General features: G+C 71.9%; 18 protein-coding genes and 1 pseudogene. 7 read left to right on the top strand and 12 right to left on the bottom strand.

Going from position 1 to position 24913, the window contains the following annotated elements; all coding sequences use genetic code 11:
• Positions 1-44 precede the first annotated feature (44 nt).
• Both AB0L45_RS29645 and AB0L45_RS29640 read left to right on the top strand, forming a co-directional pair.
• Entirely contained in the window at positions 45-2210 is a 2166-nt protein-coding gene (locus AB0L45_RS29645) for a RecQ family ATP-dependent DNA helicase (RefSeq protein ID WP_365845292.1), read from the top strand.
• 235 nt (positions 2211-2445) lie between these two features.
• Positions 2446-2961: pseudogene (locus tag AB0L45_RS29640) on the top strand (hypothetical protein); the annotation flags it as partial.
• A gap of 462 nt (positions 2962-3423) precedes the next feature.
• Here AB0L45_RS29640 and AB0L45_RS29635 read toward each other — a convergent pair.
• The 5 genes from AB0L45_RS29635 to AB0L45_RS29615 form a co-directional block, all read right to left on the bottom strand.
• Complete coding sequence (locus AB0L45_RS29635; RefSeq protein ID WP_365845290.1) at positions 3424-4080, bottom strand: hypothetical protein; 657 nt, start codon at positions 4078-4080, stop codon at positions 3424-3426.
• 66 nt (positions 4081-4146) lie between these two features.
• Complete coding sequence (locus tag AB0L45_RS29630) at positions 4147-4848, bottom strand: ribonuclease HII (protein WP_365845288.1); 702 nt, start codon at positions 4846-4848, stop codon at positions 4147-4149.
• A 296-nt stretch (positions 4849-5144) separates the two neighbouring features.
• Positions 5145-6050, bottom strand: coding sequence for an ADP-ribosylglycohydrolase family protein (locus AB0L45_RS29625; RefSeq protein WP_365845286.1), 906 nt, complete (start codon positions 6048-6050; stop codon positions 5145-5147).
• Positions 6051-6061: 11 nt separating this feature from the next.
• The gene (locus AB0L45_RS29620) at positions 6062-6721 is read right to left on the bottom strand and encodes a histidine phosphatase family protein (protein WP_365845284.1); all 660 of its coding nucleotides are present in this window, start codon (positions 6719-6721) and stop codon (positions 6062-6064) included.
• A gap of 107 nt (positions 6722-6828) precedes the next feature.
• Positions 6829-8448, bottom strand: coding sequence for an ABC-F family ATP-binding cassette domain-containing protein (locus AB0L45_RS29615; RefSeq protein WP_365845282.1), 1620 nt, complete (start codon positions 8446-8448; stop codon positions 6829-6831).
• Between the two features lie 110 nt (positions 8449-8558).
• Here AB0L45_RS29615 and AB0L45_RS29610 point away from each other — a divergent pair, with 110 nt between their 5' ends.
• Positions 8559-9263 carry a TetR/AcrR family transcriptional regulator gene (locus AB0L45_RS29610; protein WP_365845280.1) on the top strand — a complete coding sequence of 235 codons (705 nt, stop codon included), beginning with the start codon at positions 8559-8561 and terminating at the stop codon, positions 9261-9263.
• A 155-nt stretch (positions 9264-9418) separates the two neighbouring features.
• On the opposite strand, the gene AB0L45_RS29605 is transcribed toward AB0L45_RS29610, so the two are convergent.
• Positions 9419-10024, bottom strand: a complete 606-nt coding sequence (locus tag AB0L45_RS29605; protein WP_365845278.1) for a YdbC family protein — start codon at positions 10022-10024, stop codon at positions 9419-9421.
• A 68-nt stretch (positions 10025-10092) separates the two neighbouring features.
• Positions 10093-11517: an amidase gene (locus tag AB0L45_RS29600; protein WP_365845276.1), complete on the bottom strand. Its 1425-nt coding sequence runs from the start codon at positions 11515-11517 to the stop codon at positions 10093-10095.
• A gap of 126 nt (positions 11518-11643) precedes the next feature.
• Between AB0L45_RS29600 and AB0L45_RS29595 the strand changes: the two genes are divergently transcribed.
• Positions 11644-12231 carry a TetR/AcrR family transcriptional regulator gene (locus tag AB0L45_RS29595; RefSeq protein WP_365845274.1) on the top strand — a complete coding sequence of 196 codons (588 nt, stop codon included), beginning with the start codon at positions 11644-11646 and terminating at the stop codon, positions 12229-12231.
• A 583-nt stretch (positions 12232-12814) separates the two neighbouring features.
• A complete protein-coding gene (locus tag AB0L45_RS29590; protein ID WP_365845272.1) occupies positions 12815-13336 on the top strand; it encodes a TerD family protein in 522 nt (173 codons plus the stop codon).
• A gap of 568 nt (positions 13337-13904) precedes the next feature.
• Here AB0L45_RS29590 and AB0L45_RS29585 read toward each other — a convergent pair.
• Positions 13905-16778, bottom strand: a complete 2874-nt coding sequence (locus AB0L45_RS29585; protein WP_365845270.1) for a vitamin B12-dependent ribonucleotide reductase — start codon at positions 16776-16778, stop codon at positions 13905-13907.
• A 119-nt stretch (positions 16779-16897) separates the two neighbouring features.
• Complete coding sequence (gene nrdR, locus AB0L45_RS29580) at positions 16898-17428, bottom strand: transcriptional regulator NrdR (RefSeq protein WP_365845268.1); 531 nt, start codon at positions 17426-17428, stop codon at positions 16898-16900.
• Between the two features lie 543 nt (positions 17429-17971).
• Between nrdR and lexA the strand changes: the two genes are divergently transcribed.
• Positions 17972-18760, top strand: a complete 789-nt coding sequence (lexA, locus tag AB0L45_RS29575) for a transcriptional repressor LexA (RefSeq protein WP_365845266.1) — start codon at positions 17972-17974, stop codon at positions 18758-18760.
• 324 nt (positions 18761-19084) lie between these two features.
• Positions 19085-19387 (top strand): hypothetical protein, encoded by a 303-nt coding sequence (locus AB0L45_RS29570; protein WP_365845264.1) that lies wholly within the window; start codon positions 19085-19087, stop codon positions 19385-19387.
• A 203-nt stretch (positions 19388-19590) separates the two neighbouring features.
• On the opposite strand, the gene AB0L45_RS29565 is transcribed toward AB0L45_RS29570, so the two are convergent.
• The 3 genes from AB0L45_RS29565 to AB0L45_RS29555 form a co-directional block, all read right to left on the bottom strand.
• A complete protein-coding gene (locus AB0L45_RS29565; RefSeq protein ID WP_365845262.1) occupies positions 19591-21564 on the bottom strand; it encodes an ATP-dependent DNA helicase in 1974 nt (657 codons plus the stop codon).
• A gap of 41 nt (positions 21565-21605) precedes the next feature.
• Positions 21606-23468 carry an IucA/IucC family protein gene (locus tag AB0L45_RS29560; RefSeq protein ID WP_365845361.1) on the bottom strand — a complete coding sequence of 621 codons (1863 nt, stop codon included), beginning with the start codon at positions 23466-23468 and terminating at the stop codon, positions 21606-21608.
• Between the two features lie 712 nt (positions 23469-24180).
• On the bottom strand, positions 24181-24897 hold the full coding sequence (locus AB0L45_RS29555) for a GNAT family N-acetyltransferase (protein WP_365845359.1): 717 nt from the start codon (positions 24895-24897) through the stop codon (positions 24181-24183).
• Positions 24898-24913 lie beyond the last annotated feature (16 nt).

Raw genomic sequence — 24913 nt, 5'->3', positions numbered from 1 at the left:
GCGGCGGTTCGCGCGTTGTCAGTGGCATCGGGTTGCATGGAGCCATGAGCAACGAAGACCTGCGCGCCTCGGCCGATGCCGTCCTCTCCCGCCTCGTCGGGGATCCCGGCGGCACGGCCCGGCTGCGCGAGGACCAGTGGCGGGCGATCGAGGCGCTGGTCGCCGAGCACCGCCGCGCGCTGGTGGTGCAGCGCACGGGCTGGGGCAAGTCGGCGGTCTATTTCGTCGCGACCGCGCTGCTGCGCGAGCGCGGCAGCGGCCCGACCGTGATCGTCTCGCCGCTGCTCGCGCTGATGCGCAACCAGGTCGACGCGGCGGCCCGGGCCGGCATCCGCGCGCGCACGATCAACTCGTCCAACACCGAGGACTGGGACACGATCCAGGCCGAGGTGGCGGCGGGCGAGGTCGACGTCCTGCTCGTGTCGCCGGAGCGCCTCAACAACCCCGACTTCCGCGATCAGGTGCTGCCCAAGCTGGCCGCCGCCACCGGTCTGCTGGTGGTCGACGAGGCGCACTGCATCTCCGACTGGGGCCACGATTTCCGGCCCGACTACCGGCGGCTGCGCACGATGCTCGCCGACCTCCCGCCCGGTGTGCCCGTGCTCGCCACCACGGCGACGGCCAACGCGCGGGTCACGGCCGACGTGGCGGAGCAGCTGGGAACGGGCGAGGGGGCCGCCGAGGCGCTCGTCCTGCGCGGTCCGCTGGACCGGGAGAGCCTGAGCCTGGGCGTGCTGCCGCTGCCGGACGCCGCGCACCGGCTGGCCTGGCTGGCCGACCATCTGCACGAGCTGCCGGGCTCCGGGATCATCTACACGCTCACGGTCGCCGCGGCCGAGGAGGTCACCGCCTTTCTGCGGCAGCGCGGCCACACGGTCGCCTCGTACACGGGGAAGACCGAGAACGCGGACCGCCAGCAGGCCGAGGACGACCTGCTCGGCAACCGGGTGAAGGCGCTGGTCGCCACCTCCGCGCTGGGGATGGGCTTCGACAAGCCCGACCTCGGGTTCGTGGTGCACCTCGGTTCGCCGTCCTCCCCCATCGCCTATTACCAGCAGGTCGGGCGGGCCGGGCGCGGTGTCGAGCACGCCGAGGTGCTGCTGCTGCCCGGCCGTGAGGACGAGGCGATCTGGAAGTACTTCGCTTCACTGGCGTTCCCGCCCGAGGAGCAGGTGCGCCGGACGCTGGACGTTCTGGCGGGCTCGGACCGGCCGCTGTCGCTGCCGGCCCTGGAGCCCTTGGTGGAACTGCGCCGCTCCCGCCTGGAGACCATGCTGAAGGTCCTCGACGTGGACGGTGCGGTGCACCGCGTCAAGGGTGGGTGGACCGCGACCGGCCGCCCGTGGACGTACGACGCCGAGCGGTACGCCTGGGTGGCGCGGCAGCGTGCGGCCGAGCAGCAGGCCATGCGGGACTACGCCACGACCACGGGCTGCCGGATGGAGTTCCTGCGGCGGCAGTTGGACGACGAGGCCGCGGCGCCGTGCGGGCGGTGCGACAACTGCGCGGGCGCGCGCTTCACGGCGGACGTGTCCACCGCGTCGCTGGACGCGGCGCGCGGTGAGCTGGGGCGGCCTGGTGTGGAGGTCGAGCCGCGGCGGATGTGGCCGACGGGGTTGCCCGCCATCGGTGTCGATCTCAAGGGCCGCATTCCGGCAGGTGAGCAGGCCGCCACCGGGCGGGCGCTGGGCCGGCTGTCCGACATCGGGTGGGGCAACCGGCTGCGGCCGATGCTCGCCGCGCAGGCCCCCGACGGACCGATTCCGGACGATGTCGCGTCCGCGGTGGTGACGGTGCTCGCCGACTGGGCCAAGGGCCCCGGCGGCTGGGCCTCGGGGGCCGCGGACGCCCCGGCGCGTCCGATGGGAGTCGTGACGCTGGACTCCCGTACCCGTCCGCAGCTGGTGCGTTCCCTGGGAGAGCGGATCGCCGCCGTCGGGCGGATGCCGTTCCTGGGGACGGTGACGTACGGCGAGGACGGACCGGACCCTCGGATTCCGCGGAGCAACAGCGCGCAGCGACTGCGGGCGCTGCACGGGTCGTTGAGTGTGCCGCCGGAGTTGGCGCAGGCCCTGGCGTCGGCGGCCGGCCCGGTGCTGTTGGTGGACGATTACGCGGACACCGGCTGGACGTTGGCCGTGGCCGCCCGGCTGCTGCGCAAGGCGGGAGCCTCCGGAGTGTTTCCGCTGGTCCTTGCCGTACAAGGGTGAGGTGAAGGGGGTGGTCGGGCGTCAGGGGCCCGTGCGGCGGGCATGAATACCGCAGGCGCCGCGCCCGATTCCGGCTGTGCGCGCGACGCGTTCATTGCCGCATGTCTGTACGAACGTAAGAATTGGACCCCCGCTTCCCCGTACCCGTCGCCCGCGGCCCGGTACGGCGGTACGGCACCGTGCCCGCACGGCCGGCCGCCCTCCGGCGTGCGGACGCGCAGACGAAGGGAGGACCGTGACCTTCGGCTTCGCTCAGCCCCCGGATGTTTCCCTGCCCACGTCCGCCGATTCCGCCGCCCGGCTGAGCCGCATGCTGGAGCCTTCCGAGTGGGCGTCGGCCGGTATTCCCCTGCTGCGCAACCCGCGTGAGGTGGTCACCGGCCTGCACGACCGGCACCTGCCCGGCCTCTCGACGGCCGTCGTGGCGGTGCTCGGCCCCGAGGAACGCGTCGTCGCCAGCGCCTCGTTCGTCCAGCGCGCCTCGGCGCCGGACGGCTGGGAGTTCCGCAACGCGCTCCTGGCCCAGCTGCGTCGGGTCGTCCCGCACGATCTGCGGCTGCGGGTGCCGGTCCGTACGGCCGTCCTGCTCTACTGCCGGGAGGGCGACCCGCGTTGGACGGAGGCGGACGGTGCCTGGATGTGGGGGTTGCGCGACGCGTGCACTTTGCACGGGCTTCGCTGCGGCGCGTACATCACGCTGACCCGCAGCGGCTGGCAGGTGCTGGGCGAAGGCCGTGGCGGCCGCCGGCCACGCTCTGTGGCACGCCCCGCCCGCCCTGACGGTACGGGACCACCGCCGCACCGGTACGTACCGGAACAGCCCGGTCCGGTCGAGCGGCGCAGAACGCCGGGGCAGACCCCGCCGGTAGCCTCCGGGCAGGCCGATGGCGCCGCGCCGCCGGGAGCGTCCGGGCACACCGGCGCAGCACGGCGGTCCGGACCACCGCCATCGCCCGACTCACCGGAACGGCTCACTCCGGCGGAGCGGTCCCGCTCCGCGGAACGGACGCGCGCGCCAGCCCCGCAGCCGTACGCCGAGGGGCCGCGGCCCGCTTCGGAACCGTCGTACGAGGACGGACGACGCTCACCACGACGCGGCACGGCCGGCACACGGGAAGCGCGACGACGCGCCGCGGCCCGTTGACGGTACGCGGGCGCCCGACGCGAGACGCCCGGACGGCCGTGGCCGCCGGGCTCCCCCTGACAACGCCCGTCAGGCGTGCACGCCCAGGAGGGCGTTGATCCGCTGCGGGTCACCGCAGACGACCAGGAGCGCGCCGGCCCGGGTCATCGCGGCGGGCAGGGCCTGGGCGACGGTCTGCTCGGCGCCACCGTTGACCGCGACGACCACGACGGGCCGTCCGGTCGCACGCTCGGCGGTGGCGTCCGCGTAGAACACGTCGTCCGCGGCATCCTGCTGCGCCCAGTAGGCCGCTTCACCGAAGGACAGTTCGTGGGCGGCCCACGGGTGCATCTCACCGGTGGTGAGCACCAGGATGTCGCCCGGCGCGCGTCCGGAGTCCAGCAGCAGGTCGACGGCCTCCTCGGCGGCGTCGAGCGCGCCGGACTGCGGGGCCGGGATCAGCTGGATCTGCGCTCCGGAAGCGGCGCCGGCGGCACCGGCGGTCGCGGTGGGCTGCTGGGGGCCCGGGCGCTGCGCCGGAGGAGCGCCGGCCGGCCCGCGGGACGGCGTGGCGGGTCCGGGCTTGCCGGGGCGGGCGCTGGCCGCGGGGGCGCCGCGCGGAGGCGCGGGGCGGGGACCGGGGCCAGGAACAGGACGGGGGGTCGACGCGGTGCGGCCGGCGGCCGGAGTTGCGCGGTGACCCGGGACACTCTCGTGAATCTGAGGCTCCTCGGGGATGAGAGGCATAAAAGGATGTCTATCAAACGTAGGTGCGGAACACGTCATCGGGTACCGAATTCATGCCCGCACCGCTCAGAAGTCGAAGCCGAGTTGGCCACCGGCCTCCAGAGCGGCTGCTTCGGGGGTACTGCGCACCTTCTTCAGGTGGCGCCAGCGGGGCAGGGCGTCCATGTAGGACCACGACACCCGGTGGTACGCCGTGGGGCCGTACTCCTCCAGCGCCGTACGGTGCGCGGGCGACGGGTAACCGGCGTTCTCCGCGAACGCGAAGTCGGCGTGCACGCCTGCGAGTTCACCCATCATCGCGTCACGGCGGACCTTGGCGAGCACGGACGCCGCGGCCACCGCGATGCAGGACTGGTCACCCTTGATGACCGTACGGACCTTCCAGGGACCACCGAGGTAGTCGTGCTTGCCGTCGAGGATGACCGCGTCCGGACGGACCGGCAGCGCTTCCAGGGCACGTACGGCCGCGAGCCGGAGCGCCGCGGTCATGCCCAGCTCGTCGATCTCCTCCGGAGAGGCGTGGCCCAGGGCGTGCGCCGTGACCCAGCCGTCGAGCACTTCGGCGAGTTCATTGCGTCGCTTGGGTGTCAGCAGCTTGGAATCGGTGAGTCCGTCCGGCGGGCGGCGCAGTCCGGTGACGGCTGCGCAGACGCTGACCGGGCCGGCCCAGGCGCCGCGTCCGACTTCGTCCACCCCAGCGATGATCTTGGCGCCCGTGGTGGCGCGAAGCGATCGCTCGACGGTGTGGGTTGGGGGCTCGTACGGCATGGCGCCAGCAAGCGTACGCCTCATCGTGGCGGTCGTGCGCACCGGGTACCGCCTGAGCGCCCCGCCCCCCGGAGCCGATCATCGCCACCGCCCCTGAGGGCGGCGGCGCGGCGGCTGATCAGCGGGTTCGCGACCAGGCGAGTCCGCGGGACGGCACCCCCGGCGCACGGTCGGCGCTCTCCCCCCTCCGGAGCTAGATCAACTACGCGCGCGAAGAGCGTTCTTGGCCCCGCCCCGCTCTCGCCCACTCCCCCGCACTCCCGCCCGGCGCCTTCACCGCCCGCCCCCGCTACGGCTCAGCCGGAGAGCTTCGGCAACCAGCCCGGGAGCGGTTCCGTGCGCTCCAGCCAGTCCTTGGGCGGCGCGGCGCCCGCGGCCGCGACGATTCCGCCGACGATGGCGCACGTCGTGTCCACGTCACCGCCGGCCTGGGCCGTGGCCCAGAGCGCCTGCTCGAAGTCGCCGAGGTGGCGGGCGGCGGCCCACAGCGTGAACGGGACGGTGTCGTGCGCACTGGTCCGGCGCCCGCAGCCGAGCACCGCGGCGACCGTGCCGGCGTTGCCGTAGTCGAGCATGTCCCGGGCACGCCGCAGACCTGCCTGTACGGCGCTGCGCGGGATCAGCGCCAGTACGTCGTCCAGCAGCGCCTCGGGGCCGCCCGTACGGCCGGGGGCGGCGGCCAGGGCGGCCGCGGCGGCCACCGCCATGGCTCCGACCACCGCTTCCCGGTGCTGGTGGGTGGTGTAGGCCGAGATCTCGGCCTGGTGCGTCGCCTGCTCGGGGTCGTCGGCGTACCAGGCACCGAGCGGGGCGATGCGCATGGCCGCGCCGTTGCCCCAGGAGCCCTGGCCGTTGAAGAGCGCCGAGGCCAGCTCGCGCCAGTCGCCGCCCTCCCGGACCAGCCGGAGCATCCGGTTGACCGCTGGGCCGTAGCCCCGGTCGACGTCGTGGTGGTCGGCGAAGGAACGGGCCAGCGCGTCCTGGTCGATGCGGCCGTGATCCGCGAGCACGGCGACGACCGAACAGGCCATCTCCGTGTCGTCGGTCCACTGCCACGGCGACGGTGGCAGCTCACGGCGCTTGAGGCTGGGGTAGTTGGCGGGAACGAAGAACTGGGAGCCGAGGGCATCGCCCAGGGAAAGTCCGCGCAGGCTGCGGAGAGCCCGCTCGAAGCGGTCTGCGTCACGGTGGTCGGCGCTCATCGGTGTGCACTCTAACCGGTGATGCCGTACGACTCCGGTTCACACCAGCGCTCGAACGGCCGGTCCAGCACGTACCGGCCGTCCGGGCCCAGGAGCAGGGAGCGCCACTCCGCGTTCCCCGGATTGGACAGGCACTCGAATTCGGCCACGGTCCAGTGGAACCACCGCATGCAGAAGAGCCGCATGGTCAGGCCGTGCGTGACGATCAGGACGTTGGGCGGGTGGTCCGGGCTCTCGAAGCTGCGCCACAGGCTCTCCAGGAACGCGCCGACGCGGTCGTACACATCGGCGCCGGACTCCCCCTGCGCGAAACGGTAGAAGAAGTGGCCGTAGGCGTCGCGGTAGACCTTCTGCAGGCGTACGTCCTCGCGGTCCTGCCAGTTGCCCCAGTCCTGCTCGCGCAGCCGCGGCTCCTCGCGGACCCGGACCCGGTCCATGTCGAGACCGAGCGCCTGGAAGGTCTGGTGCGTGCGGCGGTACGGCGACACGTACGCGGAGATCCCCTCGTCGCCGAACATCGCGCGCAGCGAGCTGCCGGCCTCCTCTGCCTGCCGCAGCCCGTCCTTCGTGAGGCTCAGCGCGTGGTCGGGCTCCCGTTCGTAGACCGTGTCGTCGGTGTTCCCCTCCGATTCTCCGTGCCGGATGAGGACGATGCGTCGGGGCCGTGCCATGCCGCCACCCTAAAACGGTTGCTCTGTACATGCCTCATGCCCCCGTACCCCGCCCCGGCCGGAACAGCCGCACCGTCACCGTCCGCCGACCCCCTGCTCGCCCTCGGTCACCGCTCGTCGCACACCGCCCGCCCAGCCCGTATCTCGCACCGGCGTCCGCCGAAGCGGCGACCGAGCAGCCGGTCGTGCGAGACGACGACCAGAGCACCCGGCCAGGCGGCGAGCGCCGCCTCCAGCTCCTCCACCAGGCCGAGCGCCAGGTGGTTGGTCGGCTCGTCCAGAAGCAGGAGGTCGGCGGGGCGGGCGAGCAGGCGGGCCAGGGCCAGCCGGCGCCGCTGCCCTGCCGAGAGGGCACCCACCGGGACCTGCAGATCGCTCTCCCGGAACAGACCGAACGACAGCAGAAGTTCGGTCAGTTCCTCCGGGGCTCCGGACAGGCCGCGGCCGAAGGCCGACTGCAGCCGCTCCCGCGGCCGGGACACCGGTATCTCCTGAGCCAGGTAGCCGATGCGTCCGCGCCGCGTGACCGTGCCCGCATCGGGCTGCTGCACGCCCGCCAGCACTCGCAGCAGTGTGCTCTTCCCCGCGCCGTTGGCTCCGTGGACCAGCAGCCGCTCCCCCGCGGCGACGGTCAGCCCGTCCACGGCCAGCCGGTCCCCCACCCGTATGCCGTCCAGCTCGACGAGCGTGCCTTCAGTGTCCCCGGCCGCCGGTCCGGCACGGAAGCGGACGGGCTCCGGGGGCTTGGGCACCGGGTCCGCGTTCAAGCGGCGAAGCCGCTCCTGGGCATGGCGCACCCGGCCGGCCACCGAGGCCTGGACCCGGCCGCCGGCCCGGTCGTACGCCATCTTGTTGTTGTCCTTGATCGCCCGGCCCCGGGCGACGTCATGGGCGGCGCCCGCCGCGAACTCCGCCAGCCGCGCGGTCTCGGCGCACCACTGCTCGTACTCCTGCTCCCAGCGGCGGCGGGCCGCGGCCTTGGCGGCGGTGAAGGTGCCGTATCCGCCGCCGTACCGGACGACGGTCCGGCGGTCGGCGTCGACCTCGACGAGCGTGTCGGCCACACGCTGCAGGAAGAGCCGGTCGTGCGAGACCGCGACGACGGTGCCGCGGTGGGCCGCCAACGCGCCCTCCAGCCAGTCGAGCGCCGCCGCGTCGAGGTGGTTGGTCGGCTCGTCGAGCAGCATCACCTCGGGTGACGCAGCGATCAGGCAGGCGATCCCCAGCCGGGCCTGCTCACCGCCGGAGAGGCTGCCGAAGGGACGGTCCCGCTCTACGCCTTGCAGCCCGAGGCCGTACAGAGCCTTGTCGACCCGCGCGTCGGCCTCGTAACCGCCGCGGAGCCCGAAGACGCCGAGGAGGCGTCCGTACTCCTCCATGTCCTGCGGTCTTCCGGCACCCAGACGCGCCTCCAGCGCGCGCAGCCGGTCCTCCATGTCCCGCAACTCCGCCAGAGCCGCGTCCACCGCCTGGTCGGCCGTGCAGCCGGCCGGCAGGTCGGGGACCTGCCCGAGATACCCCGTGCCGCCGTCGGCGGTCAGCACGGTCCGGCCCTCGTCCGGCTGCTCCAGGCCCGCCAGTATCCGCAGCAGGGTCGACTTGCCCGCACCGTTCTCCCCCACGACGCCGACCCGGTCGCCGGGGCGCACCGCCAGGGAGACGCCGTCCAGCAGGAGCCGGTCGCCGTAGGACTTGGACACGGCGTGAAGTGCGATCTGTGTGGTCATGCGGCCCCCCGACGCGACGGTGCGACACCGCACCCCGAACTCAAACGCTACGCTTGTAGCGTTACGACGATGATGGCACACGCGCCGATCTAACGCAACAGGAGTTGCAGTTGCCCGAAGAACCGGAATCCCCCGCCCCGCGCCCCGGCACCCGCCGCCCGGGCGGCCGCACCGCCCGCACCCGCGCCGCCGTCCGCGACGCCGTGCTGGCCGGCCTGGTCGAGCACGGCTACCCCGGCCTGTCCGTCGAGTACGTCGCGGAGCATTCGGGCGTGCACAAGACGACGCTCTACCGTCGCTGGGGCAGCCTGGAAGGGCTGCTGGCCGACGCCCTGGACCTGGCCGGCGAAGACAGCTGGACGCCCCCCGACACCGGGTCGCTGGAGGGGGATCTGCGCGCGCTCGGCCGCGAGGTGGTGGAGTCGTTCACCGACCCGGCCACATCGGCCTCCGGCTCCGCGATCATCGCGGCCGCCTTCCAGTCGCAGCGGGCCGCCGACGCCCTGCGCGCCTATTACGGGGAGCGCTTCAAGCGCTGCGAACCCTTGGTGCAGCGCGCGGTCGAACGGGGCGAACTCCCGGCCGCGCGGGAAAACGGCATCGACGCCGGAGCGCTCACGCGCGCCGCCTGCGCACCGCTCTTCTTCCGGCTCTTCGTCACCCGCGAACCGGTCGACGGGCACACCGCCGACCAGGCCGCCGCGGCGGCCATGGCAGCCGCGCGCGCCGGAGTCTTCACCCCATCGAGGGGCGGGGCACCCGCCGCGTCAGGTGGCGACGGGGCCGTACCGGAGGAGACCGACGCGCCCGCGTAGCCGCGAGCCGGGCGTACGCACCCCCATGGGCCGGGCATCCACGCAGACGCGCCCCAGAGACATCAGCCCACCGAAACCCACTGAAGCCCACCGAAAACAGCACCCACGACACGCCGAGCCACCCGCGCAGCCACCAGCCCCCGGACGAGGCCCCCTCACACCGTCCACGACGGCTCAAGATCGGCCACATCGCCCGTCACGGCCCGCACATCGGCCTCCGTCTGCGCGCGGAGGCCGAGCCGCTCCACCCGTTCCGGCCGGTACTTGCCCCGCTCGGCCGCCGACTCCCACATCGACAGGATCAGGAACTCCTCCCCCGGAGCGCGCCCCATCAGCCCGCGCAGCATCCCCGGGGAGCCGGCCATGGCCGGATTCCACACCTTCTCCTGCATCAGCATGAAGTGCTCGACCCGGTCGGCGCGCACCTGGCAGTGGGCTATCCGCAGCACGTCGGCGTCGGCGAACACCGGCCGGAAGCCCACCTTCACGTCGAGTTCGTACTCGAACAGGCGCACCCGGGAGTCCTTGAACGTGCCCACCTGGGAGGCGGCCAGCCGGTCGTGCGAGCGCGCCATGAAGGAGTCGTAGAACGCCCTGCTCTCCCAGAAGGCGACCAGATGCGCGACCGACGGCCGCGTCCGGCTCCACCCGCCGCCCTGCCCCCGGAAACCCGGTTCGCCGAGCAGCCCCGCCCACTTCCGCTGTCCTCTCTCGAACCCCCGGCGGTCGACGACCGTGCATCTAATCCACTTGACCAGCACCGCGCCATCGTACGGCCCGCCGGGGCCCGGCATCACCGCGCGTCACGCTCCCACCACACCGAACTCCCCTACGAGCGCGGGTCGATGGGAGTGATCACTCCGAGCCTCCGCTCCACGGCCTCGGCCGCCTCCAGGCACAGGTCCTCCCGGTAGGCGCGGCCGATGAGCTGCACACCGTACGGGAGCCCCTGCGTCACCCCGGTCGGCACGGCCACCGCCGGTACGCCCACGAGGCTCGTGGCCGTGCACAGGCGCATGGCCCGCTGGACGCGCGCGTGACTCTCCTGGTCGCGCACCTCCAGCCCCGGCGCGAAGGGCGGCTCGGTGAAGACGGGGGCCAGCACCAGCGGGTAGGTGTCCAAGAAGGCGGCCCACGCCCTCTGGATGCCGAGCCGCGCGCCCGTCAGGCGCAGGTATTCCGGCACGTCCACCGGTACGTCGTCGCGCGCCCCCATCGACATCTCGATGTAGCGATGCCCTTCCTTGCCCAGGAGAGTGCGCACCACGGGCCAGGTGGGCGCGAATTCGGCCAGCGTCATCCGGCCGTACACCTCCAGCGCCTCGTCCAGGCACGGCACGTCCGGGACTTCGCACAGCTCGTACCCGGCGTCGCGCAGCGCGTCGGCGGCATCCTCGACGGCCTTGCGGACCGAGGGGTGCACCCCCTTGCCGCCCGGATCACCGACCACGGCGACTTTCACCGGCCGCGGGACCTGCGCGCCGTACAGGGGCGCCGGCACGGCCCGCGGATCCCGCGGGTCCGTGCCCGCGAGCGCCTCGTAGGCCAGCCGCAGATCACCGACCGTACGGGCCAGCGGTCCGTCGACCACCAGCACCTGAGTGGCGAGCCCCGGGTCCTCCGCACCGAGGCGGTGGTCGGCGGGAAAGCGCCCGTAGGTGGGCTTCAGACCCGCCACGCCACAGAAGGACGCCGGTATCCGCACCGATCCGCCGGAGTCGTTGCCCAGCCCGATCGCGGCCATGCCGCCGGCCACCGCGGCGCCGTCGCCCCCGCTGGTCCCGCCCGGGGTGACGCCCGGCGCCCAGGGGTTGGCGGTGTCGCCGTACAGCTCACTGCGTGTGTGGATGCCCGCGAGGACGAGCGTGGGCATGTTGCTGTGGCCGATCGGTACGGCGCCCGCGGCACGCAGGCGTGCCACCGGGGGCGCGTCGGAGCGCGCGACGTTGTGGCGGAAGCGTTCCGCGCCGTACGTCGTCGGTACGCCCTCGATGGCGGTGGTCTCCTTGACCGTGAAGGGCACGCCGGCGAGCGGGCCCGGGTCCTCGCCCGCGGCGCGGCGCCGGTCCACCGCGGCCGCGTCCGCCCGCGCCCGGTCCGCGAGGAGCTGCGTGACGGCGTTGACGGCCGGGTTGATCTCGGCGATGCGTTCCAGGTGGTGTTCGACCACCTCGACGGCGGTGACTTCTCCGCTCCGTACGGCGGCCGCCTGGGCCCCGGCCGGCAGCTTCCACAGCGCCTGCTGCGCTCCCACTTCGTACTCCTTCTCCTCGGGTGCTCCTCGACAGGCACGGGCCTGTCGCGCCCACGTTCCGATGCAAGCGCATCACATCGTACCCTTGTCATCGATACGCACGCATCGCAATACCGGGAGTGCCGCATGCCCAAGCAGGTGGACCACGAGAGCCGCCGTCGGCAGATCGCCGACGCCGTCTGCCGCCTCGCCGACGAGCACGGCCTGGAGGGCGTCACCCTGCGGGACGTCGCGGCACGCGCCGACGTGTCCATGGGGGCGGTCCAGCGCTGCTTCCGCACCAAGGAGGAGATGCTGGTCTTCGCGCTCGGCCACATCGGAGCGCGGATCTCCGCGCGGGTGACGGCGCGGCTCACCGAGTCCCCCGCCCAGTCGGCCCGTACGGCCCTCGGGCACGCGACCACCGAGGTCTCCCTGCTGCGCCCCGAACACCGCGCCGAAGCACGCGTCTGGCTCGCCTTCGTCGCCCAGGCCGCGGTCAGCCCCGCACTGGCCGAGATCCTGCGCGGCAACTACACCGACCTGCACGGCCTGTTCACGCGCCTGATCACCGAGGCCACCGCGTCCCCCGACGCGGAGCGCGAAGCGCGCACCCTGCTGGCTCTCACCGACGGTCTGACCACCCACGTCCTGATCGGGCACCTCACACCGGAGGCGGCACTCGACGCCCTGGACAGCCACTTGGCGCGCCTCTGGGGCGACCTGGCCGTCTGACCCCACCGGTTCGCACGTACCCTCCCGACCATGGACGCTCTCCATCCGCGCCTCCCGGTGGAGAGCTTCGCAACGGCCGCGCGCTTCCGGGAAGGCGCCTAGCGCGACCTGCCGGGCGTCGGGCGCCCGTCAAAGTCATCCCGCAGGCCGAGTACGCCCACGGGGGGGAACCTCGACGGGCGGGCGGTCCTCGTACTGCACTCGCGCGCGGCCATGGCGCAGGCCGTCGGCACGGACGCGCTGCCGGTCGGGGCGACGGGTCAGGATGCGTCCATGCCGGTGCTGCGCGTGCCCGTGGTGGACGGCGCCACTCGTCAACTCGCCGCCCACGGAGCCGACATCGTGGCGCAGCCGCAGGACCGCCCTGACCGGGGGCTCAACCTGCGTACGGCCCCTCTGCGTACCCCGGACGGAGTACTGGTGGAACTCCAGTCGTACGGAAAACGTCGGAGGAGCAGTACGCGTACCAGTCCTTCCGACCGGACGGCGTCGCCCCGACCGCCGGGGCAGGGCGTGCGGGGCGTGACACCATTGGTGGAACGCCTTGTACAGCCCGGGAGTTGCAACACCGGAAGGGATCTCTGTGAGCAGCCTCAACAAAGGGATCGGCAAAGTGGAAGTGACCCTCAAGTGGGATCCGAGCCCCGCGGGCGCGCCGGCCCACGACCTGGACCTCATCGCCGCGACGTACACGAAGGACGATCCGCGCGGGACGCCCGGCTACCTGGTGCACTTCGACAGCCGCTCGCCCGACGGCACCATCATTCTCAGCCGTGACAGCCGCACCGGCCTGGGCCTGGGTACCGACGAAGCCATGGTGCTGGAGCTGAACCGGCTGGCGGACATCTACGCACGCGTGGTCGTCGGCGTGGCCATTCAGCAGCGCGGCGGACGCAAGACGTTCGGGGAGATCTCCCATACCGCCTTCCGCGTCAACGAGGGCTACGACGAGCTGGCGGCGGGCGATTTCTCGGAGGTCGCCGGAGCCACCGCGGCGGTGATAGCGGAATTCGGCCGCGACGCGTCGGACGAGTGGCGATTCCACCCTTCCGTAAGGGGCTTCGACACCGACCCGGAAACGTTCGTCACCGTCATGGGCGACTGAAAGACACCACCCCCTGACGCCGCGGAGAAACCACTCTCGGACGCGAAAACGCTGTCGGGCCCACCCCTCCGCCGCGCGTTCAGGTAGGCCGACGGGCCTCGTACACGAAGCAGGGTGGGGAGCCGGAATCGCGGCTCCCCACCCTGGTCAGTCAGTCATACCGAGGCGTCCGGCCTACTGGCGGAGACCACTTTCCCCTGGCGCGCGTCATTCCCCGAAATTCGGATCTCGATCGGGGAACGCCCGCAGCCTCAACCGCGGCGCTCGGCGATCGGCGCTCGGCGAGCCACCGCATCCGGTTGTCGCCGCCACGAAACCGTCGTATCCGGTTGTCGCCCGCCACGAAACCGTCGCGCGCGGCCCGGGTCCACTCCGCTCGGCCCAGGACTTCGAGGTACGTCTCCCGCAGCGCCTTTTGCTGCGCCATGGTGCACCCCGCAGCTTCGGAAGGCTGTTTCATGCCGAAAGGGAGGGACACCGGCCCAAGACCGGTGCCCCTCCCTCACAGCGAGATCACTCTGCGGAATCAGCTACGCCGGATGACGCTCCGACGCGATTCCGCTGTTTCTCAGCTGCACCCGCTGGTCGAGCCGCAGCCCTCGCACAGGTAGCAGCTGCCCGCGCGCTGCATCTTCGTGCCGCAGGAGAAGCACAGCGGAGCGTCGGCGTTGATGCCGAGCTGCATCTCCACCAGTTCCGCGTTGGTGTGCGCCTGCTTGGGGGCCGGGGCCGCGGTCTCCTCAAGAATCTCGTTCGTCGAGGGCTCCTGTGCGGATTCCAGGTGGCGCGGCGCCGACTGGGCCAGGCTCTCGACGTCCAGCTCCTCCTCGACCGGCTCGTACGAACCGGTCTCCAGGTGGCGCTGACGCTCCTCGACGGAGTGGATGCCGAGCGCGGAGCGGGTCTCGAAGGGCAGGAAGTCCAGCGCCAGGCGGCGGAAGATGTAGTCGACGATCGACTGCGCCATCCGCACGTCCGGGTCGTCCGTCATGCCGGCCGGCTCGAAGCGCATGTTGGTGAACTTCGAGACGTACGTCTCCAGCGGCACGCCGTACTGGAGGCCCACCGAGACGGCGATGGAGAAGGCGTCCATCATGCCCGCGAGGGTCGAACCCTGCTTGGACATCTTCAGGAAGACCTCACCCAGACCGTCGTCCGGGTAGGAGTTGGCGGTCATGTAGCCCTCGGCGCCGCCGACCGTGAAGGAGGTGGTGATCCCGGGGCGGCCCTTGGGCAGGCGCTTGCGGACCGGACGGTACTCGACGACCTTCTCGGCCGGCTTCTCCTCGGCCTTCTTCTCCTCCTCCTTCTTCTTGGCGGAGAGCGGCTGGCCGACCTTGCAGTTGTCGCGGTAGATCGCCAGGGCCTTCAGGCCGAGCTTCCAGCCCTCGAAGTAGACCTCCTCGACCTCTTCGACGGTGGCCGACTCGGGGAGGTTGACGGTCTTGGAGATCGCGCCGGACAGGAACGGCTGGGCCGCCGCCATCATCCGTACGTGGCCCATGGCCGAGATGGAGCGCTCGCCCATGGCGCAGTCGAAGACCTCGTAGTGCGCGGGGTCCAGGCCGGGGGCGTCGATCACGTTGCCGTTCTCGGCGATGTGGGCGACGATCGCCTCGACCTGCTCCGGCTGGTAGCCGAGCCGCTTGAGCGCCTTGGGGACCGTGTTGTTCACGATCTGCATGGAGCCGCCGCCGACCAGCTTCTTGAACTTGACCAGGGCCAGGTCCGGCTCGACGCCCGTGGTGTCGCAGTCCATCATCAGGCCGATGGTGCCGGTGGGGGCCAGCACGGAGGCCTGCGCGTTGCGGAAGCCGTTCTTGTCGCCGAGGCGGATGACGTCCTGCCAGGCCTCGGTGGCCGCGGCCCACACCGGGGTGTCCAGGTCGTCCATGCGCTTGGCGGCGCCGTTGGCGTCCGAGTGCTGCTTCATGACGCGCTTGTGGGCGTCGGCGTTGCGGGCGTAACCGTCGTACGGGCCGACGACCGCGGCCAGCTCGGCGGAGCGCTTGTAGGAGGTGCCGGTCATCAGGGAGGTGATGGCACCGGCCAGCGCGCGGCCGCCGTCCGAGTCGTACGCGTGGCCGGTGGCCATCAGCAGGGCGCCGAGGTTGGCGTAGCCGATGCCCAGCTGGCGGAAGGCGCGGGTGGTCTCACCGATCTTCTCGGTGGGGAAGTCCGCGAAGCAGATGGAGATGTCCATCGCGGTGATGACCAGCTCGACGACCTTGGCGAAGCGCTCGGCGTCGAACGACTGGTTGCCCTTGTCGTCGTCGCGCAGGAACTTCATCAGGTTCAGCGAGGCCAGGTTGCACGAGGAGTTGTCCAGGTGCATGTACTCGCTGCACGGGTTCGAGGCGGTGATCCGGCCCGACTCCGGCGAGGTGTGCCAGTGGTTGATCGTGTCGTCGTACTGGATGCCGGGGTCGGCGCACGCCCAGGCGGCCTCCGCCATCTTGCGGAACAGGCCCTTGGCGTCGATCTCCTCGATGACCTCGCCGTTCATCCGGCCGCGCAGGCCGAACTTCGAGCCGGTCTCGACGGCCTTCATGAACTCGTCGTTCACGCGGACGGAGTTGTTGGCGTTCTGGTACTGGACGGACGTGATGTCGTCGCCGCCCAGGTCCATGTCGAAGCCCGCGTCACGCAGGGCGCGGACCTTCTCCTCCTCCTTCACCTTGGTGTCGATGAAGGCCTCGACGTCCGGGTGGTCCACGTCCAGGACGACCATCTTGGCGGCGCGGCGGGTGGCGCCGCCCGACTTGATCGTTCCGGCGGACGCGTCGGCGCCGCGCATGAAGGAGACCGGACCCGAGGCGTTGCCGCCGGAGGACAGCAGTTCCTTGGAGGAGCGGATGCGGGAGAGGTTCAGGCCGGCACCGGAGCCGCCCTTGAAGATCATCCCCTCTTCCTTGTACCAGTCCAGGATCGAGTCCATGGAGTCGTCGACGGAGAGGATGAAGCACGCGCTGACCTGCTGCGGCTGCTTCGTGCCGACGTTGAACCACACGGGGGAGTTGAAGCTGAAGACCTGGTGGAGCAGGGCGTACGCCAGCTCGTGCTCGAAGATCTCGGCGTCCGCCGGGGAGGCGAAGTAGCCGTTCTCCTCGCCGGCCTTCGTGTACGTCTTGACGACCCGGTCGATGAGCTGCTTGAGGCTCGACTCCCGGGTGTCGGAGCCCACCGCGCCGCGGAAGTACTTGCTCGTGACGATGTTGACCGCGTTCACCGACCAGAATTCGGGGAACTCGACGCCACGCTGCTCGAAGTTGATCGAGCCGTCGCGCCAGTTGGTCATGACGACGTCACGGCGCTCCCACGCCACCTCGTCGTACGGATGCACGCCGGGAGTGGTGTGGATGCGCTCGATACGCAGACCCTTGCTCGCCTTGCTGCCCTTGGCGCGGGAGCCTCGTGCCGGGCCGCTCGTCGTCTCTGTCATTCCGCCTCCCTGTACGGGCAAACGCCCATATGTGCGCACTTCTTCCCGTGGCACGGTGTGTGTCTGTCTGGCACCAGGGCGCCTGCATTTGCCCTGGTCAGGTCTGTGATGTGCCGATCTCAGTCGGCGGCGGGGGCGGGCACCGGGACCGCCGGCTGCCCGGCGCCCCCTTCACAACCGCACTCCCGCGCGGGCGCTGCCCGCTCGCTCTGCTCCCGCAGCTCGGCGATGGCCGCCTCGAAGTCTTCCAGCGAGTCGAAGGCGCGGTACACGCTCGCGAAACGCAGGTAAGCGACGAGGTCGAGTTCCTGCAGCGGGCCCAGTATGGCCAGCCCGACGTCATGGGTGGACAGCTCGGCGCTGCCGGTGGCGCGTACCGCCTCCTCGACCCGCTGCCCCAGCTTGGCGAGGGCGTCCTCGGTGACCGGCCGGCCCTGGCACGCCTTGCGCACGCCGGCGATGACCTTGTTGCGGCTGAAGGCCTCGGTGACCCCGCTCCGCTTGATCACCATCAGGGACGCCGTCTCGATGGTCGTGAAGCGGCGGGAGCAGTCCGGGCACTGGCGGCGCCGGCGGATCGAGGTGCCGTCGTCGGTGGTGCGGCTGTCGACCACCCGGCTGTCGGGGTGCCTGCAGAAGGGGCAATGCATGGATTCACCCTCCTCACCCTCGAAAAATTACGGTCGTACGCCCATGGTCCCGGCGTACGGCAATGACCTCCGGGCCGCCCTCACGGGCCCCTCGGAGCGACCCCAAGCATAGGCGATCCCCAGAGCCCCCAGAGACACCGACACCACAACTTCTGGGTCGCTGTAGTCATGAAAGCACTACATGTGGTGTTGGGAGGTCACGCGCGTCCCCAGCGTGTCGTGGCGGGGCGGGGCGTCGGGGGCCACTCGCAGGGCCGCCGACGAGGGTACGGGACGGACCCCGGGGGCGCCTCCGGCGGGGCGGGGATGACAGAATCGGCACGTCGCGGCGCCCGGTCCGTACCCGGCGGGACGGCGCGCACTCCCGGCCATCAACTCGGGGCGAAGAGTACCGCAATGACCCGAATTGCCTTTCGGCTATACACCTAAGCCCGTGATCAGGTCAGCTAATCCTGAAATTTTCACTCGAACGTGTGTTTGGCGCAACCTTTCGAAAGCAACTACCGTTGGCTAACTAGGGAGCACATTCCGAGAGGGGCCGACGTGACCACCACCGCAGACAGCGCCACCATCACCGCCCAGAGCCACTCCCAGAGCCGATTCGATCCGACCCGGAAACCGCCGATGGACGACGCAATGAATCCCGAGGGGCAGAAGCCGGCCCGCTCACTGCCCGGCCGCCCTCCAGGCATCCGTGCCGACAGTTCGGGACTCACCGACCGGCAGCGCAGGGTCATCGAGGTCATCCGGGATTCCGTCCAGCGCCGCGGCTATCCGCCGTCCATGCGCGAGATCGGCCAGGCGGTCGGGCTGTCCAGCACCTCGTCCGTCGCCCACCAGCTCATGGCTCTGGAGCGCAAGGGTTTCCTGCGCCGCGACCCGCACCGCCCCAGGGCGTACGAGGTCCGCGGCTCCGACCAGCCGAGCAGCGCGCCCACCGACACGACCGGCAAGCCTGCCGCGTCCTACGTCCCGCTCGTCGGCCGGATCGCGGCCGGCGGCCCCATCCTCGCCGAGGAGTCGGTCGAGGACGTCTTCCCGCTGCCCCGGCAGCTGGTCGGCGACGGTGAGCTGTTCGTGCTGAAGGTCGTCGGTGACTCGATGGTCGAGGCCGCGATCTGCGACGGCGACTGGGTCACCGTACGCCGCCAGCCCGTCGCGGAGAACGGCGACATCGTCGCGGCCATGCTGGACGGCGAGGCCACGGTCAAGCGCTTCAAGCGCGAGGACGGCCATGTCTGGCTGCTCCCGCACAACTCCGCGTACCAGCCCATCCCCGGTGACGAGGCCACCATCCTCGGCAAGGTGGTGGCGGTGCTGCGGCGGGTCTGACCCACCCCACGACCGAGCCCCGGGGCCACTGCGCCGGTCCCGGGGCTTGCTTGTGCGCGCGAAAGGGCGCGGCGCTGCTTTTGCGTTTCGCTCGGTGGTGGTCCGGGGCGGGGGTTGCTCAATTGAGGCGGGGGTTACTGCGGGGTTTGGGTGGGAGTGGGCGCGGGCCCGCTCGGGAATTCGGCGGTGAATTAACGGTGGGTTCGGTGCGGGAGTTCGGTGTCCTTCGGGGCCGTATGAACGGAGGGGCGACGGGTGGGCTGGGCGTGGCTGCGGGAAATCGACGGGGTGTGGGCGGGGGCCCGTTCCGTCGAGGTGGATTCGGTGCGACCGGGATCCGGTCAGCGGGATGTCCTGGTGGGTGACGCGGCGGAGATCGCCGAACTGGCCGGTCTGCTGGAAGCCGTACCGACGCCCTTCGCCTTCGTGTGCATGTGCCCGGGCGACGTACGGTTCACCGTCCGAGGGGAGCGGGGAAAGGTCCTCGGCGTGCTGACCCACCACCTCGGCGGGGGGCTGGAATGGGAGCGGTGGGGCGGCGAACGCCCCCTCGTCCGTCCGCGGGAGCTGGGCCGGTGGCTGGCCGAACGAGGGGTGGCCGAGGCGAGCCCGGCGCCTCCCTGGTGAGGGCGGGCCGGCTCGTGTCCCCGCAGCGCTGCGTGGGGGGCGCCGGAGGGGGCCTGGAGGGGGCCTGGAGCGGGCGCTGGTGGCCTGCGCTGCCGTCTGGTCGGCCCGTCGTGTCCGTCGTGCCCGTAGGGCTCGTAGTGCCCGTGCTGCCTCGTACCGCCTGTACTGCCGTTACGCCCCTGAGCCGGTCCCGTGCCGCCCGCTCACGCCTCCTCCGCCGCCTTGGCCGCGGCGTCGATGGCGGCCAGGGAGCGGCGGACCTGGTTGCGGTCGGTGGTGTACCAGAATTCGGGCATGGACCTGCGGAGGAAGGAGCCGTAGCGGGCGCGCTCGACGCGCGGGTCCAGGACGGCGACGACGCCGCGGTCGCCCGTGGCGCGTACGAGCCGGCCCGCTCCCTGGGCCATCAGGAGGGCGGCGTGGGTCGCCGCGACCGCCATGAAGCCGTTGCCGCCGGCCTCCTCCACGGCCTTCTGCCGGGCGCTCATCAGGGGGTCGTCGGGGCGCGGGAAGGGCACCCGGTCCATGACCACGAGCTGGCAGTTCGGACCGGGTACGTCGACGCCCTGCCACAGGGAGAGCGTTCCGAACAAGCACGTACGGGCGTCCGCCGCGAAGGTGCGGATCAGTTCACCGAGCGTCTCCTCGCCCTGGAGGAGGATCGGCATGTCCAGCCGGCCGCGGAGGTTCTCGGCGGCGGCCTGGGCCGCGCGCATGGAGGAGAACAGGCCGAGGGTGCGGCCTCCGGCGGCCTCGATCAGTTCGGCCAGCTCGTCGAGCATGTCCGTACGGCTGCCCTCGCGGCCCGGCTGGGCGAGGTGCTTGGCGACGTACAGGATGCCCTGCTTGCCGTAGTCGAACGGCGACCCGACGTCCAGACCCTTCCAGCGCGGGACGTCCTCGCCCTCCGTGCCTTCCGGAGCGAGGCCGAGCGAGGCGCCGACGCCGTTGAAGTCCCCGCCCAGCTTGAGCGTGGCTGACGTGAGCACGACGGAACGGTCGGTGAAGAGCTTCTCGCGCAGCAGGCCGGACACGGACAGCGGCGCGACGCGCAGGGAGGCGCCGAAGCGGTCGTGGCGCTCGTACCAGACGACGTCGTACTCGGAACCGTTGGCGATGCGCTCGGCGACCGCGTGCACGCTCTCCACCGAGGCCAGGGCCTGCTTGCGGACGGCGTCCTCGTCCTGGACGGACTTGTCGCGGGTCGTACCGAGGGCCGAGATCACCGTACGGGCCGCGTCGCGCAGCGCCATCAGGCAGTAGCCCAGGTCCTCGGGGATCTCCTCCAGGCGGCCGGGCAGGGCCAGCTCCATCAGCCGCTCGAAGGTCTCCGAAGCGGTCTGCAGCTGATCGGCGGCCTTCTCGTCGACCAGCTTGGCGGCGCGCTTGACAGCCCGGTTGACCTGGCCGGGGGTCAGCTCCCCGGTGGCCACTCCGGTGACGCGGGAGACCAGCTCGTGGGCCTCGTCGACGATCAGCACGTCGTGCTGGGGCAGCACCGGGGCGCCCTCGATGGCGTCGATGGCCAGGAGGGCGTGATTGGTGACGATCACATCGGCGAGCTTGGCGCGCTCACGGGCGGCCTCGGCGAAGCACTCCGCGCCGTACGCGCACTTCGAGGCGCCCAGGCACTCCCGCGAGGAGACCGACACCTGCCCCCAGGCACGGTCGGAGACGCCGGGGGTGAGATCGTCACGGTCACCGGTCTCGGTCTCGTCCGCCCAGTCGCGCAGGCGCAGCAGGTCCTTGCCCAGCTTGCTGGTGGGCGTCGCGTTCTCGAAGGGGTCGAAGAGGCCCTCTTCCTCTTCCTGCGGGACGCCTTCGTGCAGGCGGTGCAGGCAGACGTAGTTCGAGCGGCCCTTGAGCATGGCGAACTGCGGACGGCGGCGCAGCTGCGGATGCAGGGCCTCGACCGTACGCGGCAGGTCACGCTCGACCAGCTGGCGCTGGAGCGCGAGGGTGGCCGTGGCGACCACCACACGGTCGCCGTGGGCCAGCGCCGGCACCAGATAGCCGAGCGACTTTCCGGTGCCGGTGCCGGCCTGTACGAGCAGGTGGCTGTTGTCGTCGACCGCTTCGGCGACGGCTTCGGCCATGGCGATCTGGCCGGGGCGCTCGGTGCCGCCGACAGCGGTGACGGCGGCGTGCAGCAGGTCGGGGAGGGAGGGCTTCGTCATAGCGCTGCCACCCTACGCGGGCCCACTGACAATCTGCTCGGTCACGGGTGGTGCAGGGGGTTCGGCACGGTGCCGTGGACGGCGGCGTGCGGGCGCTGGGCCCGGTCGCGGTAACCGTCGAGGTGGAGCCGGTTGCGGTTCAGGCACAGCCGGGCGATGCGGGGGGTGAGCAGGTCGAAGGTCTCGTGGCGTTTCTTCAGGTGCGGGAAGCGCCCCTGGTGGCGCAGGATCTCCGCCCGTACGAGGGACCAGAACTCGGCCTCCGGGACGGCCAGTTGCTGCTCGCACAAGGGGGCGAGGTAGCGGAAGACACCGACGAAGAGACCCGAGTGGATGAACTGGGTGAGGAAGTCCGGCGGTTCGGTGAGCAGCACCGCGCGGACGTCGGCGGGCATGGAGGCGTGTTCCGGGAGCGGCTCGGCGCTGGTGTTGACGTCGTCGACGAAGTCCTTGACCGCGAGGCGGGTGGGGACGTCCTGCTCGTCGAAGACGACGATGGCGTTCTCGCCGTGCGGGGAGAAGACCGTGCCGTACTGGTAGAGGAAGTGCAGCAGGGGCGGCAGCAGGGCGGCGAAGAGGTGGCGCAGCCAGACGCGGGGTGCCAGGCCCGAGCGGTGCACCAGCTCGGCTGTTAAAGCCCGCCCGTGCGGGTCGGTCTGCAGGAGCGCGGCCAGGGTGCGGGCCCGCTCCCCCGGGTCCAGGTGGCGGCTGATCGGCTCGCGCCAGATGCAGCCCAGCAGCTCCTTGTACTGGTACGGGACGCCGGGCAGCCGGTCGTAGAGGGGGTGCTCGACGGTGACGGACGCGGTCTCGCCGAGCAGGATCACCCGGGTCTCGTCGCGCAGGTACGGGTCCGCGTCGCGCAGGCCGTGGACCCAGGCGGTGACGGCGGGGGCGGCGATGGTGCGTTCGGTCGGCAGGCCGCGCCAGACGAGGGTGTTGAGGACGGAGAGCGGCAGCTTGACCGTACGGGCCCGGGGGCGGCTGAGGTTGAGGAAGGTGCGGATGGACTGCTGGGGCAGTCGCAGGTCGTTGTCAGTGGCGAGTGGGACGATGGATTTGTCGGCGAGTTGGGGGGCGAAGAGGGGCGCGACGGTCTCGTCCCACTGCCAGGGGTGGACAGGGAGGTAGAGGTAGTCGGCGGGGTCGAGGCCCTGCGAGGAGAGGGTGCCGGCGAAGGCGGCACGGATGTCGGGGGTGAGTTCATCGGCGAAGAGACGATCAGGGGTGGCCAGGGCCGGGATGCCCCGGTAGACCGCCAGCCGGCGGTGCGCGGCGATCCAGGGCAGGCGCTGCGGGGTGCGGGCCTCGGGTGACCAGACGGCGGCGTCGGTCGCCGAGAAGCCCAGCCGTCCCTTGTTGGCGACGAGCCACGGATGGCCGGTCTGGTGGCCTTCCAGGGCGGCGTAATCGAGGTCGGCGAGCTGCGCCGCGCTGAGGGCCGTGGCGTCCAGGCGGGTGTCGGCGGCGAGGGTGGCGGTCAGCTCGCGGATGAGGTGGCCGGTGGTGTCACCGGACAGGCCCAGGACGGTGTCGTGGGCGTGGAAGAGGAAGTGAAGGGGGTCGCCTGTGGGGGTGATCGAGTCGGGATCGACACGCCAGTGTCCGTACGCGCCGCGCCGGGCCCGGAAGCGGTAGGTCACGTCGTCGCTCAGGCGCACGCGATAGGGGCGGGATCCATCGGCGGTGTGGCGGGTGAGGGTGCTGGGGGCGCTGTGGGGGGCGTGTGCGTGGGCGCTGTTGGGGGCGTCGGCGGGGGCGGTGGCGGGAGCGTCAGCTGGGGGGCCGTGGCCGTCACGGGGGCCGGGAACGGAGGTGGTGCTGGGGACTGAGGCGGTGCTGGGGTCGGGTACGGGGGTGATGACCTCCTCGTACGCGAACTCCGCCAGGATCTTGGCGAGCAGTCGGCGAGCGGCTCTCTGCCATGCGCGGTGACTGTCCGCCCCGCTGCCGGGGGGCTCGTCTCGGGGAGTCGCGGAGGCTGCGGGTGCCTCAGGGACACCGGGGGCCTCAGAGAGGACACCTCGCGCCTCAGGGGCATCGGGTGCCTCAGAGGCATCGGGCGCCTCAGGGATATTGAGGGCCTCAGGCACATCGGGGGCCTCGGCGGCTGGGAAGGCGTGGCCGGTGGGGACGTGGCCGGTGATGGCGTGCCCCGGGGCGGCAGGGCTGCCGGGGCTGTCGGCGCCGCGGCTGCGGGGGCCCGGGCTGTTGCTGCCGGGGTCGCCGGCGCCGGACGCGGGGCTATGGAGAGGTTCGGAAGAAGGACGCAAGGCGGGACTCCTGGGGACGAGACCTGAGCGACACGGACAGTGCGTGGAGAAAGGGGGTCAGGTGTGGAGACGCGGGCAGTGCGAAGGGGACGGCCGAGCAGGCCGTACGGGACTGGAGGACGTGACCGGAGCGAAGGATGAAGCCGACGGGGCGGGCGTGACCGGACCGGCAGACGTGACTGGACCGGCAGACGTGACCGGACCGGCGGGCATGGCTGGAGTGGCGTACGTGGCTGGAGCCGTCGGCCGGGCAGGGGGGCGGTGGGGGTGTGGTGGGTGCGGCAGGGCAGGCGGGGGCCGCCGGCGGTGGGACGTCGGCGGTGGGGGCGCGCTGGGCGGGTGGTCACAGGAGGCGGCGGTGGGCGCGGTCGCGGACCATGAGGGCAGCGCGCTTGGCGGGCAGGTCCAACTCGTCGGCGTAGCGGAACCCGGCGCCGAGGAAGGCGGCGACGGACGGGATGTTGCGCAGGTCGGGTTCGGCGATGACCCGGCCGCACGGCGGGCGGTGGTCCAGGACGAGGTCGGCGGCGGCCCGCAGCAGCGTCGTCCCGATGCCGCGGCCCCGGTCGGCGACGCCCCCGATCAGCAGGTGCAGCCCGGTGTCGTGCGGCCGGGCCGGGTAATGGCGGGCGATCGGGTCCAGGTCGGCGCGGTAGACCTCCCAGTAGCTCATGGGGACACCGCTCAGTACGCCGAGGCAGGGCACGCTGCGTCCGTCGCCGTCGAGCTGGGCGCGCAGGTGGGCGGCGGTGGTCTCCTGGGGCCCGGCCAGTTCCCAGAACGCCGCGACGGCCGGGTCGTTCATCCAGGCGGAGATCAGCGGCAGGTCGCGTTCGATGCGTACCGGTACGAGCTGGAACGGTCCGGCGGCCGTGGCTGCCGGGCTCCAGCAGGCGATGTGGTCGAGCAGGTCTTCGCCGCCCGGGCTGTCGGCCGGGTCGGCGGACAGGGGTGCCGCGCTGAACAGCGCCGTGATGTCGGGCGGCAGGTGCAGGTCGAGGGTGTCGTCGAGCGCGTCGTCCGGAGGGGCTTCGGGTGGGGCTTCAGGGGTGGCTTCGATAGGTGTGAAGGGGTGG

The sequence above is a fragment of the Streptomyces sp. NPDC052496 genome (assembly GCF_040679095.1).
GTDB lineage: Bacteria > Actinomycetota > Actinomycetes > Streptomycetales > Streptomycetaceae > Streptomyces.
The sequence above is the reverse complement of the archived record's forward strand: the minus strand, read 5'-3'. Positions and strand labels throughout refer to the sequence as shown.